A 16,520-nucleotide genomic window follows, 5' to 3' on the forward strand; every position below is an offset into this window, starting at 1 on the left:
CACCCGACCTCCCACAACAGTGTATCCTGGATGGGAGGTCGGGTGGGGGAGCGGGCCGGTGCCGCATCAAAAATGCCCCACGGGCATTTTTCAAACGGACTCTGGATTGATCCGTGCCGGGGCTACCCGATCCGGCACGGATACCCTATCTGGCGGGCATGGCGCGAACACCTGCCGGAACTCCCGAACACCCCAAGGGCACCGCACGCTTCAACGAGGAGCAGGCGACCTCGGCCCTGCGCGGCTCAGACCAGCCCGACCTGATGAAAGGCGTGGAAGCGATCCGCGAGGTCGTGCGCACGCTGCCCGCCAAGCCCGGCGTCTACCGCATGCAGGACGCGCGCGGCGACGTGCTCTACGTCGGCAAGGCCCGTGTGCTGCGCAACCGCGTGACCAATTACACGCAGTGGGAACGCCTGCCGATCCGCCTGCAGCGCATGGTCAGCCAGACGCGCAGCATGACCATCGTCACCACCAATTCCGAGGCCGAGGCACTGCTGCTGGAAGCGCAGCTGATCAAGCGTTTCCGCCCCGCCTACAACGTGCTGCTGCGCGACGACAAGTCGTTCCCCTTCATCCTGCTGCGCGCCGAGCATGACTTCCCGCGCATCATGAAGCATCGCGGCGCGCGCAAGATGAAGGGCAATTATTACGGCCCCTTCGCCAGTGCCGGATCGGTCAACACCACGATCAACGCGCTGCAGAAGCTGTTCCTGCTGCGCTCCTGCACCGACAGTTTCTTCGCGCGGCGCGACCGGCCCTGCCTGCTCTACCAGATCAAGCGCTGTTCGGCCCCTTGCGTCGGCCGGATCGACGAGGCGGGTTACGGCGAACTCGTCAAGGAGGCCAAGGACTTCCTCGGCGGCAAGTCCAGCGCGGTGCAGAAGAAGATCGAGAGCCAGATGGCCGAAGCCGCCGAAGCGCTGGACTTCGAGCGCGCCGCCATGCTGCGCGACCGTCTGCGCGCGGCGACGTTCATCCAGGGCAGTCAGGCGATCAATGCCGAGGGCATGGACAGCGCCGACATTTTCGCGATGGCGGCCAGGAACGGCCAGATCGGCGTGCAGGCCTTCTTCATTCGCGGCGGCCAGAACTGGGGGCACCGCGCGTTTTTCCCGAGCCACACCGAGGGACTGTCGGAAGAAGAGGTGTTCCAGAGCTTTCTCGCCCAGTTCTACGAGGAAGTGCCGCCCGCGCGCACGATCCTGGTCGACCGTGAACTGCCCGAGGCCGAACTCATGGCCGAGGCGTTCCGCGAACTGGCGGGCGGCAAGGTCGAGATCTCCGTCCCCCAGCGCGGCAACCGCCGCCGGCTGATGGACCAGGCCCTGCGCAATGCGGTCGAGGCGCTCGACCGGCGCATGGCCGAACGCGGATCGCAGGCGAAGATCTGGCGCGAGATGGCCGAATTCCTAGAACTGCCGGACCTGCCGCAGCGCGTGGAAGTCTACGACAACTCGCACATTCAGGGCAGCAAGGCGGTCGGCGCGATGGTGGTGGCGGGGCCGGAGGGTTTCCTCACCAGCCAGTACCGCAAGTTCAACATCCGCGAGGCGCAGTCGAACGACGACTTTGCGATGATGCGCGAAGTCATGACCCGCCGCTTCGGCCGTGTTCAGGAGGAAGACCCCGAGCGCGAAAGCGGGACATGGCCCGATCTCGTGCTGATCGACGGCGGCAAGGGGCAGATGAGCGCGGTGAAGGACGCGCTGGAGGAACTCGGCATCGAGGACGTCAACCTCATCGCCATCGCCAAGGGCCCCAACCACGGGCGCGAGGGGCGCGAGGTGTTCCACTTCCCCGACGGGCGCGAGAAGATGCTGCCGGTGAACTCACCGCTGCTGTTCCATCTCCAGCGCCTGCGCGACGAGGTTCACCGCTTCGTGATCGGTGCGCACCGCGCCAAGCGCAGCCGCGCGATCACCGCCAGCCCGCTGGACGAGATCCCCGGCATCGGCCCGGCGCGCAAGCGTGCCCTGCTGCTGCACTTCGGCACGGCGGGCAAAGTGCGTGCCGCCAGTCTGGAAGACCTCCAGCGCGCGCCCGGCGTCAGCGCGGCGGTGGCGCAGACGATCTACGATTTCTATCACCCGGGCGGGTGAGGCATCACTTGCACTTTTCGTGGGTGCCGATGTCGCGCACGTCGCTGGCCTTGCCGTCCGCGGTGGTCATCTGCACGCACTGGGCGGATTCCCGGCGATACCAGATCGTGTAGGAGGTATTGCCGCTCTGGAAGGCGTCGACATTGGCGAAGCCGCGATTGCGCAGTTCGCTGTCGGCCGTGGAGGCGCGCCAGCCGTTGAGGTCGGACACGGTGACGGCGCCGTTTCCGTTGCCTGAGGGGCTGTCGGTGCTCTTCTTGGCGTCCGACTTGTGCGAAGCGGACGCTGCGAGGGCGGCGATCAGCGCGGCACCGGCGACGACGGCCACCGCGGTTCCCGTGCCCGAACCGGACTTCTTGCCGCAATCCTTGGCCGAGGCATCGTCGATGGCGCGAATGCGTCCGTCGCGGGTCTTCACGTCCACGCAGCGGTCGTGCTTGCTGTTCCACCAGAAGGCGTGGCGGTTCTTGTCCCCGGCGTAACCGGTCTGGAAACGATAACCGCGATCGCGCAGTTCGCGTTCCGCCGAACTCGCCCGCATGCCGACCAGATCATAGAGGCCGGAGCCGTCTCTCGCGGCGCCGGGGGTGGCCATGGCGGAGGCCGACAGGGCAAGGACGATGCCCCATGTGCGGGTGAAAACGCGGGTGGATGGCGGGCGGGTCGTGGCAGGCCGTTTGGCGGCATCGCGATGGAACTGGGTCATGGAAGCCTCCGAGTCGCACTTCGGAAGTGTGAAAAATCGCACAAAAGCGAGGGGATGTCGCGCGCCGCCTTCAATACCAAGGTATGATTCCCATCGACAAACGACATGGCATCAGGGTGGTTCGCAGGCGGACTTCGGGCTAACACGCGCGCATGACTGGCGCGGCGTCCTGCCTGCGCAAACCGTACCCGAATTCTCGGAGCCTCCCTTTCATGCGTCCTACCCTGCGTAACCTTGCCACGGCCGGTGCCGTGATTGCCTTTGCCGTTTCCGCCCATGCATTTGCCGCCAGCGCGCCGGCTGCTCCAGTTGCCGCAACCCTCGCCCCGCTGCCCGAAACCGTGCCGAGCGACCTGCCGCGCAACGCCCGTCCGACGCATTACCGCATCGAAGTGACGCCCGACGCGCAGGCGCTGACCTTCACCGGCAAGGTCTCGATCGACGTCACTGTCTTTTCCGCCACCGACGCGCTGACTCTGCACGGCAACGGCCTTGCGGTTTCGAGTGCTGCGCTCGTCGGTGCCGACGGCAAGCCGGTCGCCCTGACCACCACGGCCGACGAGGCCGCGCAGACCCTGCGCTTTGCCGCCCCCAAGGCCATCGCGCCGGGGCAGTACCGCCTCGACGTGGCCTATGCGGGCAAGATCGGCACGCAGCCCTCGGGCCTCTTCGCGCTCGACTATCCCGACAAGCGCACCGGCAAGGAAGTGCGCGGCCTGTTCACCCAGTTCGAGGCCCCCGACGCCCGCCGCTTCGTGCCGAGCTTCGACGAGCCCAGCTACAAGGCGACCTTCGACGTTTCGGCCATCGTTCCGGCCGACCGCATGGCGCTCGGCAACATGCCGGTGAAGGGGCAGGAAATGCTCGCCGGCGGCCTCAAGCGCGTGACGTTCGCGACGACGCCGAAGATGAGTTCCTACCTGCTGTTCTTCGGCATGGGCGATTTCGAACGCTCGTCGCAAAAGGCGGCGGACGGCGTCGACGTCGGCATCGTCGCGCCTGCGGGCAGCGGCGCGCAGGCCGATTATGCGCGCGAGGGCCTGGCCCAGATCCTGCCGTGGTTCGATGACTACTTCGGCGTCAAGTTCCCGCTGCCCAAGCTGGACAACATCGCCGCCCCCGGCACCTCGCAGTTCTTCGGTGCGATGGAGAACTGGGGCGCGATCATGACCTTCGAGCGTATCCTGCTGCTCGATCCCAAGACCACCAGCCCCGCGGGCAAGCAGAGCATCTACAGCGTGCAGGCGCACGAGACCGCGCACCAGTGGTTCGGCGATCTGGTGACGATGGCCTGGTGGGACGACATCTGGCTGAACGAGGGTTTTGCCAGCTGGTTTGCCGCCAAGGCGACCGATCACTTCAATCCGGACTGGAACTGGAAGCTGGGCGCCGTCGACGGCCGCGAAGGCGCGATGGCGCTCGACGCGCTGCCCACCACCCACCCGGTGGTGCAGAAGGTCCGCACCGTTTCGGAAATGGAGCAGGCCTTCGATTCGATCACCTACCAGAAGGGGCAGGCGGTCATCTCGATGCTGGAGGACTACGTCGGGCCCGACACCTGGCGTGACGGCATGCGCCTCTACATGAAGCGCCACGCCTACTCCAACACCTCCAGCCGCGATCTCTGGGCGGCGATGGAAGCTGCCGGCGGCAAGGACGTGGACCGCATCGCCGAGGCCTTCACCCACACGCCGGGCGTGCCGCTGCTGCGCGTCAACGCGGTGTCGTGCCAGAACGGCCAGACCCGCCTCGACCTGACGCAGGATGCCTTCTCGCTCGACCCCGCCGCACGCGGCACGACCGCGCCCGTCTGGCCGATGCCGCTGCTGGTGCGTGTCGGCGATGCCGCGCCCGCCCGTCACCTGATGGCGCAGCGCAGCGAAAGCATGACCCTGGCCGGTTGCGGCCCGGTCCTCGTCAATGCAGGGCAGCTCGGCTACTACCGCACGCTCTATCCGGCCCCGGCGATCAAGGCGCTGGTCGCCGCGTTCGGCAAGCTGGCCCCGATCGACCAGTACGGCCTTGCCCGCGACAACCTCTCGCTGGCGCTGGCGGGGTATCAGGACATGGCGGTCGGCCTCGACTTCCTCTCGGCCTTCTCGCCTAATGCCGACGCCGTGCTGTCGGGTAACGTCGCGGCGCGCTGGCAGGCGGTCTACGGCCTGCTCGACGGCGATGCCGCGAAACCGGCCCGCACGGCGCTGGGCACACGCATCTCGAAGATCTGGTCGCCGCGTCTCGGCAAGCTGGGCTTCGACGGCACTGCCGGCGAGCCGCTGGTCGATACCGAACTGCGCGCGCAGCTGATCGAGACGCTGGGCGCGGTGGGTGATGCCAAGGTCGTGGCCGAAGCGCGCCGCCGCCTTCAGGGCCTGACGACGAACCCGCAGTCGCTCGACGGCCCGCTCAAGGGCACCTGGCTCTCGGTCGCCGCCGCCAACGCCAACCGCGCCGACTGGGAACTGCTGCGCAAGCAGGCCGCCGGCGCCACCAGCTTTGTCGAGCGCCAGATGTACTACTCGAACCTCGGCCTCGCCAAGGACGACGCGCTGGCCGGGGAATCGCTGGCCTTCGCGATCTCCGGCACGCCGGATGCCACCAGCGCCTCGCAGATCATCACCTCGGTCGCCCGCGCGCACCCGGAAATGGCCTTCGACTTCGTGCGCGCCAATCAGGCCAAGGTCGACGCGCTGATCGAACACTCGGGCCGCGCACGCTTCTTTGCCCGCATCGTCGCCTCGAGCACCGATGCCGCGATGGTCGGCAAGATCGAAGCCTATGCCGCCACGCTTCCGGCCGACGAGGCCAAGCCGGTGGTGCAGGCGCTGACCGCGCTCAAGGAACGTCTCGCCAACCGTCCGCGTCAGCGCGAGCAGGTGGCTAAGTGGGTCAAGTGAGTAGGGGGAAGGGTAAAAGCAGGGGAGCATAGCCCCCCTGCACCCCCATTACCGTCTTCGTTGCGCCTCGCCTATCGGTTGTGCGCTCCTTGCAGCCGGAGGCTATTTGTCTCCCGGCTCTCAGTGAGCGCAAGACGGATAGGCAGGGCGCAACATAGACATTCTGCGGGTCTGGGGGATCTCCCGAGCTTGTCGAAGGGCCCCAGGACTTTCTCTTATTTCTTGAACTTGCGCAGCACCCGCCAGGCCAGTGCCTTGGCGCGATTGCGCGCCGGCCAGCGCCCCGGCGCCTTGGGTTTGAGGCCCAACTTCCGCAGCACCCCGTTGAACGCCCGGGCGTCCGCTTCGGCAAAGCTCCATTCCGAACGCCACGTGATCGAGAGCGAAACCGAAGGTTCGGTGCCGTTCCGCACAAAATGCGGCGCCATCACCGGCACGAACACGGCCTCGCCCGAACCCAGCGCGAATTCGCGGCCGCCTTCCAGCAGTTCGTCCCGCCATTTCAGCTCGCGGCCGCCCCCGGTGTGGTAGGTTTCGTGCACTTCATCGGGCGCGAAGCGGGCGTTTCCGGCGGGGAACTGGGTCATGACCTTGTGGCCGCGCACTTGCAGCAGGATGTTGTGCTCGGGGTCGAAGTGATAGGGCGTGACGCCGCCTGCCGAGGTGACGAAGATGAAGCCTTGCAGCTTCATCATGACGCCGGTCTTTTCCTCGATCATCGGGCGCAGTTCGGCGAGCAGGTCTTCGAGCAGGCGGGCGTAGTCGGGGTGCTGCTCGATATTCTTGATGACGGCCCAGGAGTTGGTCGTCTCGATCTCGCGGATGGTGCGGCCGATGCGGATGCCGGTGGGCGCGGGCTTGCCGTCGATGCCGAGGGGCTGGTTGCCGAAGTTGTACTCGACCGAACTGGCGGGCACGGTTTCCGCCAGCGCGGCGAGCGCTTCGAGGTCCAGCAAGGGGTGGCTGGTCAGCGTATGCGGCAGCTTGTGCGGCGCTTCGGGGTAGCTTGCGGCAAACAGCGCGCGCGCCGGAGCACCGAAGACGGGAAGGGCGGGGGCGTTCATCCAGTGGTTCCAGCGGGATTGCGGGCGAGTTCGGCGGACATGAAGCGCTGGAACAGCGCACGGCGCACCGGCCCGCCGATGGCAATGGAGAGGCGGCCAAGCACGCGGCGCTCGCGCCAGAGGTGGTCGATCATCGGGTGATCCTGCGCCGCGCAGCTGTCGGTCCAGGCGATGTCGGCGCGGGCAAGCACGTCGAGGTATTCGCGCTGAAGCAGGACGCCGGGTGAAAAGCGGCCGAAGCTCTCGTCAAACGCGGTCTTGAACGAGAAGGCGCCGGGCGGGGTGAGGAATGTGGCCAGCATGGCGATCGGCTTGCCGTCGAGCCGCAGGGCGAGCCGTTCCAGCCGGGCACCGGCGGCGGCGCCGGACAGCGCCTCGCGAAACAGCGTCCGCGTCGTCTCCAGGCTGGCGAGCGCGGACCCGGCATTGCCTTTCCAGCCTGCCGCTTCGAGCGCCAGAAATTCGTCGATCCAGCCCTGAAGCCCGTCGCTGCCGCCGAGCCGTTCGACCGTGACCTCGCCGCATTCGCCGAGGCGGTTCCACTGGCGGCGGATTTCCTTGCGCTTCTTCCCGGAAAGCGAGGCTTCCAGGTAGGCATCGGGCGAAAGGTCGGAGCGAAGGAGGGCGCGTTCCTCGCGGTGGACGATGGCGGCGGTACGGTTGCCGAGTGCGTCCTCGAGGCCGCGATGGACCGGCCCGCCCAGCGGGATCGCCCGCAAGTGCAGGAACATAGCGCTGCGCGCCGAGCCGTCGGCCCATGCGAGCAGCGCGCGCCAGAAGGCCTGCTCTGCGCCGCGTTCGATCAATGGGGTGCCCAGGAAGGCGTTGGCGTGCAGCCAGCCTGCCATGTTCGGCACCGGCCAGCGGTAATAGTGGCGGCTGCGCACGATAGGCAGCAGGCCCGCGAGGCGGCCATCGCGTTCGAAACGGAGCATCTCCACGCATTCCCCGCTGGCGAGGTGGCGCAGCGAGGGCAGCAGGTACCAGCTTTCGTAGAACGGATTGGCCTCGCTGGCGCGCCGGGCCAGGGCATCCCATGCACGCACGTCGCTCGCCAGCTCCCGCAATGGCACGGCGGCAATGGTGCCGCAGTGGCCGGGCGCGTCCTCGTGGACCGGGGGGCTGGTCGTGAGCATGGAGGGCGTTCTAGCGCCTCGGTTTCAAGGAAAGCCTAACGCAGTGCCGGAAAAGGCAAATCCCACGGCGGATCGCTCCGCCGGGGGATTGCTGCAACCGGGAGGTCAACCCGCCGCCAGTGCTGCGAGCAACAGCAGGGCGACGATATTGGTGATCTTGATCATCGGGTTCACCGCAGGTCCGGCGGTGTCCTTGTACGGATCGCCCACGGTATCGCCGGTGACCGCGGCCTTGTGGGCCTCGGAACCCTTGCCGCCGTGGTGGCCGTCTTCGATGAACTTCTTGGCATTGTCCCAGGCACCGCCGCCCGAGGTCATCGAGAGCGCCACGAACAACCCGCCGACGATCACCCCCAGCAGCAGTGCGCCGAGGGCGGCAAAGCCGTTCTCCACCCCCGCCACGAACGAGATCGCGAAATAGACCGCGATCGGCGTCAGCACCGGCAGCAGCGAGGGCACGATCATCTCCTTGATCGCCGCCTTGGTCACGAGGTCCACGGTGCGGGCATAGTCCGGCTTGGTTTCGTAGGTCATGATACCGGGATTGGCCTTGAACTGCTCGCGCACGTCCTTGACCACGTCGCCCGCCGCGCGGCCCACCGCCGTCATGCCCATGGCCCCGAACAGGTAGGGCAGCAGCGCGCCGAGCAGCAGCCCGACGATGACGTAGGGATTCTCCAGGCTGAAATCGACGTCGAGATCGGGGAAGAACTCGCGCAGGTCCGTGGTGTAGGCCGCGAACAGCACCAGCGCGGCAAGCCCCGCCGAGCCGATGGCATAGCCCTTGGTCACCGCCTTGGTGGTGTTGCCCACGGCGTCCAGCGCGTCGGTCTTCTCGCGCACACTGTCGTCCAGCCCGGCCATTTCGGCGATGCCGCCGGCATTGTCGGTAACGGGACCGTAAGCGTCCAGCGCCACCACCATGCCCGCCAGTGCCAGCATCGACGTTGCCGCATAGGCGATGCCGAGCAGGCCGGCCATCTGATAGGCGATGATGATACCCGCCACGATCACCACGGTAGGCAGCGCGGTCGCCTCTAGGCTGATGGCGAGGCCCTGGATGACATTGGTGCCGTGTCCGGTCTCCGATGCCTTGGCGATCGAGCGGACCGGCCGGTAGCCGGTGCCGGTGTAGTATTCGGTGATCCAGATGATCAGCCCGGTGATGACAAGGCCGACCAGCGCGCAGTGGAACAGCGACTTGCCGGAGAAGCCGGTGGTGCCGATCTCGGCGCCGATATCGCCCAGCGCGTAATCGATCGCCCACCAGATCGCCGGGATCGACAGGACCGCGGTGACCAGGAAACCCTTGTACATGGCCCCCATGATGTTCTGCGATCCGCCGAGGCGCACGAAGTAGGTGCCGATGATCGAGGTGACGATGCAGACGCCGCCGATCAGCAGCGGCAGCGCCATCAGGCCTTCGAAATTGGCAATGCCCTTCATCAGCAGCGCGGTCAGCACCATCGTGGCGCCGACGGTGACGACATAGGTCTCGAACAGGTCGGCGGCCATGCCGGCGCAGTCGCCCACATTGTCGCCCACGTTGTCGGCAATGACGGCGGGGTTGCGCGGGTCATCCTCGGGGATGCCCGCTTCCACCTTGCCGACGAGGTCGGCGCCCACATCGGCGGCCTTGGTGAAGATGCCGCCGCCAAGACGCGCGAAGATCGAGATGAGCGAGGCGCCGAAGGCGAGGGCGGTCAGCGCCTGCACAACGGTGCGATCCTCACCGCCGACGGTGTGGCCGCCGGGGCCGGTCAGATACCAGTAGAACACCGCGATCGCGAGCAGCGCGAGGCCTGCGACGAGCATCCCGGTGATGGCGCCCGCGCGGAAGGCCAGCGTCAGCCCCGCTTGCAAGCCGGTCTGCGCGGCGGCGGCGGTGCGCACGTTGGAGCGGACCGAGATGTTCATGCCGATGAACCCGGCGACGCCTGAAAGGATCGCGCCGATGACAAAGCCGATGGCCGAGATATGCCCCAGCGTCAGCGAAATGATGATGGCAACGACGATGCCGACGACGGCGATGGTCGAATATTGCCGCTTGAGGTAGGCCTGCGCGCCTTCCTGAATGGCGGCGGCGATCTCCTGCATCTTGTCGGACCCGGCCGGAGCGCCGAGAACCTGTCTGCTGGTAATGAAGCCATAGAGAATGGCCAGAAGCCCCAGGATAATTGCGATCGTGACTGGATTCACAAAACGCCCCCTTTTCCCACGCGAACATTCGCTATTTTCGACGGTTTTTCCCGTTCTGCACGTAAAGGGCTATAGACAAGGAGGATTACTGGCAAGCGCCTTCATCCGAAGTCGATTTTGTCGGGAGGAACTTGGCGGGAATGCGGACCTTCGTCCCGCCCATACTGCTCATCCTGAGCCTGTCGAAGGATGGGGAGCCGTGGTGCCGACCCAGGGGGCTTCGACAGGCTCAGCCTGAGCGGGTGGGGAGGTCTGATTTGGGTGGGAAGCTGCCATCCCCTTACGGCTGATCAAACGCATTAACTAGGCGGGCGTTAGGACATGCGTGCGGGGCTAATTCAAGCTTCACGATCTCGCGTCGGCCATAGGCCGGACTGACAACAAACGAAACTCGCACACGAGAATCTGCGCGGACTGGGCCTTCCGCTGTCGAGACGGCGTGAAATGCCGGGCGCACTTCACCGGCACCATAGTTGAACACGCGGCCATCGACGCTCCACTCTTCGTTCCCTGCGGTAGACTTCGTTCCTTGAGGAGAGCCTGGACGAAAATAATCCAAGCAGCCTTCAGCAACCTGAACTTTTCCTGCAACGACGGCATTGCGAATTTCTATTGTGTCGCGAACATCGGTCGCAATAACGTAGGTGCAGATAGCTACCCATGCGACTGCAAATATAGGTAGAGAGCGACGCCAGCGCCGACGTCTTCTGACAGCCAACCATGCCAACGTGACGAGAATTACGGCAGCGAAGACAAAGATCGCAATAAACCAATATGCGGGTTGGATGAGGTTCGGTTGCCGAATTAGATCAAAGACGGTCTGAAACGTAGGGTTCATGGGTCGAGGCTACGCATAGGCTCAGACGTCTGCAATGGGGCGTACCTGGAACGGTAGCTTAAAAACGGCAATCGCTAGGAGCGGTCATCGCAATCGCCGCCGCGCAAGTATGCCGGGCCTAATGCTGATAACCCAGCCGATCCGGCAGCGAGATCGGCGAACCCTTCCATTCCAGAACGATGCCGCTGCCTTCGGAAACCGTACCGATGGCGTGGATTTGCGTATCCAGCCCCTTGGCTGCGGCGCGCAAATAGGCGCTGTTCACCGGCGGGGCGGTGAACAGCAGGACGTAGTCGTCTCCCGCCGTCATCGCGGCGATGCGCTGTTCGACATTGTCCCCGGCGACAGCGCGATAGGCGCCTGAAAGCGGGACTTCGGAGGCATCGAAATGGATGGCGACGCCGCTGGCATCGGCCATGCGCCGCGCGTCGATCAGCAGGCCGTCCGATACGTCCATCATCGCGCTGGTGAGCGGGGCGAGCGCGGCGCCCAGCGCCGGTTCGGGCATTGGGCGGCGATAGCGGTCGATCAGCCAGTCATGGTCGGGGCTGACGTCCTTCACCCGGTCCGACAGCAGCGCCAGGCCGAGGCCGGAATCGCCCAGCGTGCCGCTGCACCAGACCACATCGCCCGCCTGCGCGCCGCTGCGGGAGGGCACCGGCACGTCTTCGATGCCCCGGCCGATGGCGGTGAGCGAGAAGCTGCGCGCCGAACCGCGCGGCATGCGCACGGTGTCGCCGCCCAGCAGCGGCAGGCGGAAATGGCGGCAGGCCTGATCCATGCCGCCGAGAAAGGCGCGGTCCCACTCGTCCTCGCCCAATGCGTGGGACTTGAGGCAGCCCAATGGCTCGGCGCCCTTGGCGGCAAGGTCCGACGCGTTCACCGCCACCAGTTTCCAGGCGATGCTTTCGGGCGAGTCGTCGGGCAGGAAGTGGATGCCCTCGACCAGCGTGTCCATCGTCAGGACCAGCTTTTCGCCGCCGATTTCGAGCACGGCGGCATCGTCCGCAAGGCCGCGCGCGGCCGGGCTGACGGCAATGGCGCGCAGGGCTTCGATGAAGGCGAATTCGCGGGTCATGGAAATGACAATGGGCCCGGCAGGGCCCATTGTCGAGATCGGGTGTGGGCGCCGATGCTGCGCAAAAAGCTCAGCGAACGGCCTTGGCGACGGCATCAAGCACGCCGTTGACGAACTTCGCCTCGCGCGCGTCGAAGAAGGCGTGGGCGACGTCGAGATATTCGCCGATCGCCGCGCCGGTCGGCACGTCGGGGCGGGCCAGCAGTTCGTAAACGCCGGCGCGCAGGATCTGCAGCATGGTCTTGTCGAGACGGGCGAGCGACCAGCCTTCGGCGAGCTTGCCGGAGAGCAGTTCGTCGATCTCGTCGCGGCGGGCGATCACGCCCTTCACCACGTCGTCGAAGAAGGCGACTTCGGCCTTGGCGTACTGTTCCTCGTCGATTTCCGCGCCAAGCCGGTGGCGGTGGAATTCGTCGAGCAGGATGGCCTGCGCGGTGCCTTCCATCTCGAACTGGTAGAGGGCCTGGACGGCGGCAAGGCGGGCGGCCGAGCGGGCCTGCTTGGAATTGGGCTGGGGATTGCTCATTGGGAAAGTCTCACGGAAATGGAGCGCGCGTGCGCGGGAAGCCCTTCGGCATCGGCAAGGGCAACGGCGGCGGGGCCAATGGCCTCAAGCGCCGCAGAATCGAGCTGGATGAAGCTGGTGCGCTTCATGAAATCAAGGACCGAAAGGCCCGAGGCGAACCGCGCGCGGCGCCCGGTGGGCAGCACGTGGTTGGGACCGGCGACGTAATCGCCCACCGCTTCGGGGGTCATGCGGCCCAGGAACACCGATCCGGCGTGGCGGATCCGGCGGAACAGGCTTTCGGGATCGTCGGTGGCGATCTCGACATGTTCGGCGGCAAGCGCATCGGCCAGCGCCGGAGCCTCGTCGAAGCTCTCGACGACGACGATGACGCCGTAGTCGTTCCACGACTGGCGCGCGGTCGCCTCGGTGGCGAGGGCGGAGAGTTCGACCTCCACCGCCTCGGCCACGGCGTCCGCGTAGGCGGCATCGTCGGTGATGAGGATCGACTGCGAGGTCGGATCGTGCTCCGCCTGGCTCAGCAGGTCGGCGGCGATGCGGCGTGGTTCGTTCTTCGCATCCGCGATGACGAGAATTTCGCTGGGCCCGGCCACCATGTCGATGCCGACAACGCCGTAGAGCTGGCGCTTGGCTTCGGCCACCCAGGCATTGCCGGGGCCGGTGATGACGTCGACGGGCGCGATCCGCTCGGTGCCATAGGCCAGCGCGCCGACGGCATGGGCGCCGCCCACGCGCCAGACTTCGTCGACACCGGCAAGATGCGCGGCAGCAAGGACAAGCGCATTGACTTCGCCCTTGGGGGTCGGCGTGACGACCACGAGACGCTCGACGCCCGCGACTTTGGCGGGGATCGCGTTCATCAGCATCGAGGAAGGATAGGCCGCGCGGCCGCCCGGCACATAGAGCCCGGCGGCGTCGACCGCGCGCCACACGGCACCGAGGCGCACACCGGCGGCATCGGTATAGTCGCGGTTCTCGGGAAGCTGGGCGCCGTGATAAGCGCGGATGCGCTCCGCCGCGAGTTCGAGCGCCTCGCGCAGTTCGGGCTTGAGAGCCTCGAACGCGGCGCGGCAGGTTTCGGCGTCGATGCGCCAGCCGGTCTGGTCGAGATCGTGGCCGTCGAACCGCGCGGTGTAATCGGCCAGCGCCGCGTCACCGCGCTCCCGCACGGCGGCAAGGATGTCGGCGACGTCACGCGCGACATCGGTGGCGCTCTCGCGGCGGTCGGCAACGACGCGCCGGAAGGCTTCGGCGAAGCCCGCGTCCTGGCTGTAGAGACGCTGCATCAGGCGGCGACCTTGCGTTCGGCGACGAGTGCGCGGAAGGCATCGACCAGTGCGGCGACACGCTCGTCGGTCTTGAGGGCGGCGCGGTTGACGATCAGGCGCGCGGAAATGTCGAGGATGCGGCTCGTCTCGACGAGGCCGTTTTCCTTGAGGGTGCGGCCCGTGGAGACGAGATCGACGATGCGGCTCGACAGGCCGAGCGAAGGCGCCAGTTCCATCGCGCCGTTCAGCTTCACCACTTCGGCCTGCACGCCGAGCTTCTCGTAGTGCTTGCGCGTCAGGTTCGGATACTTGCTGGCCACCCGCAAGTGCGACGGCAGGGCGCCGCCCTGTTCGCCTTCGCGCTCGGCAACCGAGAGGCGGCAGTGGCCGATATCGAGATCAACCGGGGCGTAGAGATCGGGGTAGGCGAACTCTTCCACCACGTCGGAACCGACGATGCCGACTTGCGCCGCGCCATGAGCCACGAAGGTCGCGACGTCGAACGCGCGCACGCGGATCAGGCGCATGTCGCTGTTCTCGCACGCAAAAGAGAGCGCGCGCGACTTCTTGTCGTGGAACTCCGCCTCGGGCACCACGCCGGCGTGCGCCATCAGCGGCAGCGCTTCGTCGAGGATTCGGCCCTTAGGCACGGCAAAGATCAAGGGTGTCGGCATGGTGCGCGCATGTAGGCTGGGAGCGCGAAAAGGGCAACCGGCGATAAAACCGGTGCGCGTCGGTTTGGAAAATGCCCGTTGGACGCTCTTGTGGCCGGTACCAGCCCGCTCCCCAATCTGGTCACCTGATAGGGGACCGAGCGGGAGCGGGCTGGTACCGCCAAATCCAAGTGCTTACTCTCCCGGCGCGCGGGCCTTGATGGCGACGGCGTGGACGCGGTTGCCGGGAATGTCGCCCAGCGCGGCGTTGACGAGGCGCTGGCGCTGGAGGCGCGAGACACCGGCAAAGGCAGGGCTTTCGATCGCAATCGTGAAGTGCGATTCGCCGCTGCCGTCATCACCGGAATGGCCGCGGTGCGTGGCGGAATCGTTGATCACGTCAAGCTGCGTGGGGGCGAAGGCGGCGACCAGCAGTTGCCGCATTTCCTGTTCGAGTGGTCCGTTCATGGCTTCCATTTAGGCGCTCGATCCCCCATCTGGAAGCCGGTGAGACATTCTAGATTTCATGGAAGGGTCGAATCCGGCGGGCGCGTGTGCAGTTGGCCGGGGTGCGACGAGGCGGGCGAGTTCCGCGCGCCGGGCGGGCGCACGCCCAGTTTCGACGGGCCGGGCGACTATCGCTGGTTCTGCCTCGACCATGTGCGCGAGTTCAATTCGGGATACGACTATTTCGACGGCATGAGCGCGGAAGAGATCTTCCGGGCGCAGTCGCCGCTGCATGGCTGGGAGACGCAGACGCGCGCGTTCCGGCCCGATGCGGGGGTGGACGGGGCGCCGAAATGGGCCGATTTCGCCGATCCGCTGGATGCGATCAGCGGGCGGGCAAGGGCGCATATGCGTCAGCGTCAGGCCGACATGAAGGCGGACATGCACCCGCAAAACGCCCGTTTCACGCCGGACGAGCGCCGTGCGCTGGGGGTGCTGGGGCTGGACGGCAGCATTGATCGCAAGACTTTGCGCCTGCGCTACACGCGGCTGCTGCGCCAGTATCACCCGGACCACAACGGCGGTGATCATGGCCACGCAAGCAGGCTGCAATCGGTGGTCGAGGCCTATCAGCTGCTCAACAAGGCCAGCGCCTTCACCTGATCAGCCGCTGCGCAGGACTTTCCAGCGGGCCGCCGCATTGTCGCCGTAGATCCGCACCACGTCCTTGCCGGAATAGAACACTTCGTACTGTTCGGCCCGTTCGGGGAGCACGACCCATGGTTGCCTGCTCCCCGTGAAGATATGCACGTCGGGCGGGAAGGCATCGGGATGGTCGAGCGTGCCGACGCGGACGTAAGCGGCCCTGTCGCCCGCGCCGCCGTAGTGGCTCCAGAGCGCGACCTTGCAGGCGGGGCAGCGCAGGATCGCCTGCCCCTTGCCGCTGAGCGACGGCGTCTCGATGCGTTCCGGCGCGGTCTTGCCGACCAGTTCCACCCGGTCCGCCTCGATCACCGCGTTGAGGGCGCAGGCACTGCCGGTTTCGCGCTGGCACCAGCGGCAATGGCAGCAGTGGACAACGATGGGGTCGTCCAGCAGCCGGTAGCGGACCTGGCCGCAGGTGCAGCCGCCCTCGGCGCCCTCGCTCAAGAGACTTTGCCTTCGCAGATTTCGGCAAGCTGATCGGCGCAGGCCGACCAGCCCTGTGCGAAGCCCATGTCCGCGTGCTGCTGCATGGTTTCGGCGTTCCAGTGGCGGGCGCGGGCGGTGTAGCGGGTGCCGCTGCCTTCGGGTTCGACTTCCCAGATGCCGATCATGAAGGGGCCGGATGGCTGGAACTCGCCGGTCACGGCGTCGGTCGTGACGAAACGGCGGCCTTCGTCGTAGGCGAGATAGATACCGTTCTGCGGCGCGACTTCGCCTTCGGGGCCGTACATCGTCATGCGGCAGACGCCGCCGGGGCGCTTGTCCTGCTCGTCCACTTCGACGCGCCAGGGCCGGGGGCACCACCATTCTTCCTGCCGGTTGGCGAGAACGTCCCAGACTTCGGCGACAGGCGCGTCGATATGGCGGGTGATCGACAGTTCGTGGTTGGTCGCGCTCACGG

At 66.5% G+C, this 16,520-nt stretch carries 15 protein-coding genes; 3 read left to right on the forward strand and 12 right to left on the reverse strand.

Translation table 11 applies throughout. The features are described 5' to 3' along the window. The first annotated feature begins 158 nt into the window (after nt 1-158). Complete coding sequence (gene uvrC, locus DM450_RS05685; RefSeq protein ID WP_185928759.1) at nt 159-2,102, forward strand: excinuclease ABC subunit UvrC; 1,944 nt, start codon at nt 159-161, stop codon at nt 2,100-2,102. Between the two features lie 4 nt (nt 2,103-2,106). Here uvrC and DM450_RS05690 read toward each other — a convergent pair whose 3' ends face one another. Further along, on the reverse strand, nt 2,107-2,808 hold the full coding sequence (locus DM450_RS05690) for a hypothetical protein (protein WP_142633174.1): 702 nt from the start codon (nt 2,806-2,808) through the stop codon (nt 2,107-2,109). 212 nt (nt 2,809-3,020) lie between these two features. Between DM450_RS05690 and DM450_RS05695 the strand changes: the two genes are divergently transcribed. After that, the gene (locus DM450_RS05695; protein ID WP_142633176.1) at nt 3,021-5,705 is read left to right on the forward strand and encodes a M1 family metallopeptidase; all 2,685 of its coding nucleotides are present in this window, start codon (nt 3,021-3,023) and stop codon (nt 5,703-5,705) included. A 215-nt stretch (nt 5,706-5,920) separates the two neighbouring features. Here DM450_RS05695 and DM450_RS05700 read toward each other — a convergent pair whose 3' ends face one another. The 9 genes from DM450_RS05700 to DM450_RS05740 form a co-directional block, all read right to left on the reverse strand. Further along, entirely contained in the window at nt 5,921-6,769 is an 849-nt protein-coding gene (locus DM450_RS05700) for a transcriptional regulator (RefSeq protein ID WP_142633178.1), read from the reverse strand. Further along, a complete protein-coding gene (locus tag DM450_RS05705) occupies nt 6,766-7,905 on the reverse strand; it encodes a GNAT family N-acetyltransferase (RefSeq protein WP_142633180.1) in 1,140 nt (379 codons plus the stop codon). Before DM450_RS05705 ends, DM450_RS05700 begins: the two co-directional genes overlap by 4 nt. A 105-nt stretch (nt 7,906-8,010) precedes the next feature. Continuing rightward, the gene (locus DM450_RS05710; protein WP_142633181.1) at nt 8,011-10,104 is read right to left on the reverse strand and encodes a sodium-translocating pyrophosphatase; all 2,094 of its coding nucleotides are present in this window, start codon (nt 10,102-10,104) and stop codon (nt 8,011-8,013) included. Nucleotides 10,105-10,384: 280 nt separating this feature from the next. Then, complete coding sequence (locus tag DM450_RS05715; protein WP_142633183.1) at nt 10,385-10,942, reverse strand: hypothetical protein; 558 nt, start codon at nt 10,940-10,942, stop codon at nt 10,385-10,387. Between the two features lie 118 nt (nt 10,943-11,060). After that, nucleotides 11,061-12,020 (reverse strand): thiamine-phosphate kinase, encoded by a 960-nt coding sequence (gene thiL / locus DM450_RS05720; RefSeq protein WP_142633185.1) that lies wholly within the window; start codon nt 12,018-12,020, stop codon nt 11,061-11,063. A gap of 70 nt (nt 12,021-12,090) precedes the next feature. Beyond that, on the reverse strand, nt 12,091-12,546 hold the full coding sequence (gene nusB / locus DM450_RS05725; protein ID WP_142633187.1) for a transcription antitermination factor NusB: 456 nt from the start codon (nt 12,544-12,546) through the stop codon (nt 12,091-12,093). Continuing rightward, nucleotides 12,543-13,832: a histidinol dehydrogenase gene (gene hisD / locus DM450_RS05730; RefSeq protein ID WP_142633189.1), complete on the reverse strand. Its 1,290-nt coding sequence runs from the start codon at nt 13,830-13,832 to the stop codon at nt 12,543-12,545. Before hisD ends, nusB begins: the two co-directional genes overlap by 4 nt. Further along, nucleotides 13,832-14,488 (reverse strand): ATP phosphoribosyltransferase, encoded by a 657-nt coding sequence (gene hisG, locus DM450_RS05735; RefSeq protein WP_142633191.1) that lies wholly within the window; start codon nt 14,486-14,488, stop codon nt 13,832-13,834. Before hisG ends, hisD begins: the two co-directional genes overlap by 1 nt. Before the next feature lie 174 nt (nt 14,489-14,662). After that, entirely contained in the window at nt 14,663-14,935 is a 273-nt protein-coding gene (locus DM450_RS05740) for a BolA family protein (protein WP_185928721.1), read from the reverse strand. Between the two features lie 39 nt (nt 14,936-14,974). On the opposite strand from DM450_RS05740, the gene DM450_RS05745 reads away from it, so the two are divergent. After that, nucleotides 14,975-15,577: a DnaJ domain-containing protein gene (locus DM450_RS05745; protein WP_142633195.1), complete on the forward strand. Its 603-nt coding sequence runs from the start codon at nt 14,975-14,977 to the stop codon at nt 15,575-15,577. Here the strand turns inward: DM450_RS05745 and DM450_RS05750 are convergent, their stop codons facing one another. Both DM450_RS05750 and DM450_RS05755 read right to left on the reverse strand, forming a co-directional pair. Beyond that, complete coding sequence (locus tag DM450_RS05750; RefSeq protein ID WP_142633197.1) at nt 15,578-16,063, reverse strand: GFA family protein; 486 nt, start codon at nt 16,061-16,063, stop codon at nt 15,578-15,580. It lies immediately after the preceding gene. Further along, nucleotides 16,060-16,518: an SRPBCC family protein gene (locus DM450_RS05755; protein WP_142633199.1), complete on the reverse strand. Its 459-nt coding sequence runs from the start codon at nt 16,516-16,518 to the stop codon at nt 16,060-16,062. The genes DM450_RS05750 and DM450_RS05755 overlap by 4 nt, the downstream gene beginning before the upstream one ends. Between the last annotated feature and the right edge of the window lie 2 nt (nt 16,519-16,520).

It is taken from the genome of Sphingomonas sp. IC081, from assembly GCF_006874585.1.
Lineage (GTDB): Bacteria > Pseudomonadota > Alphaproteobacteria > Sphingomonadales > Sphingomonadaceae > Novosphingobium.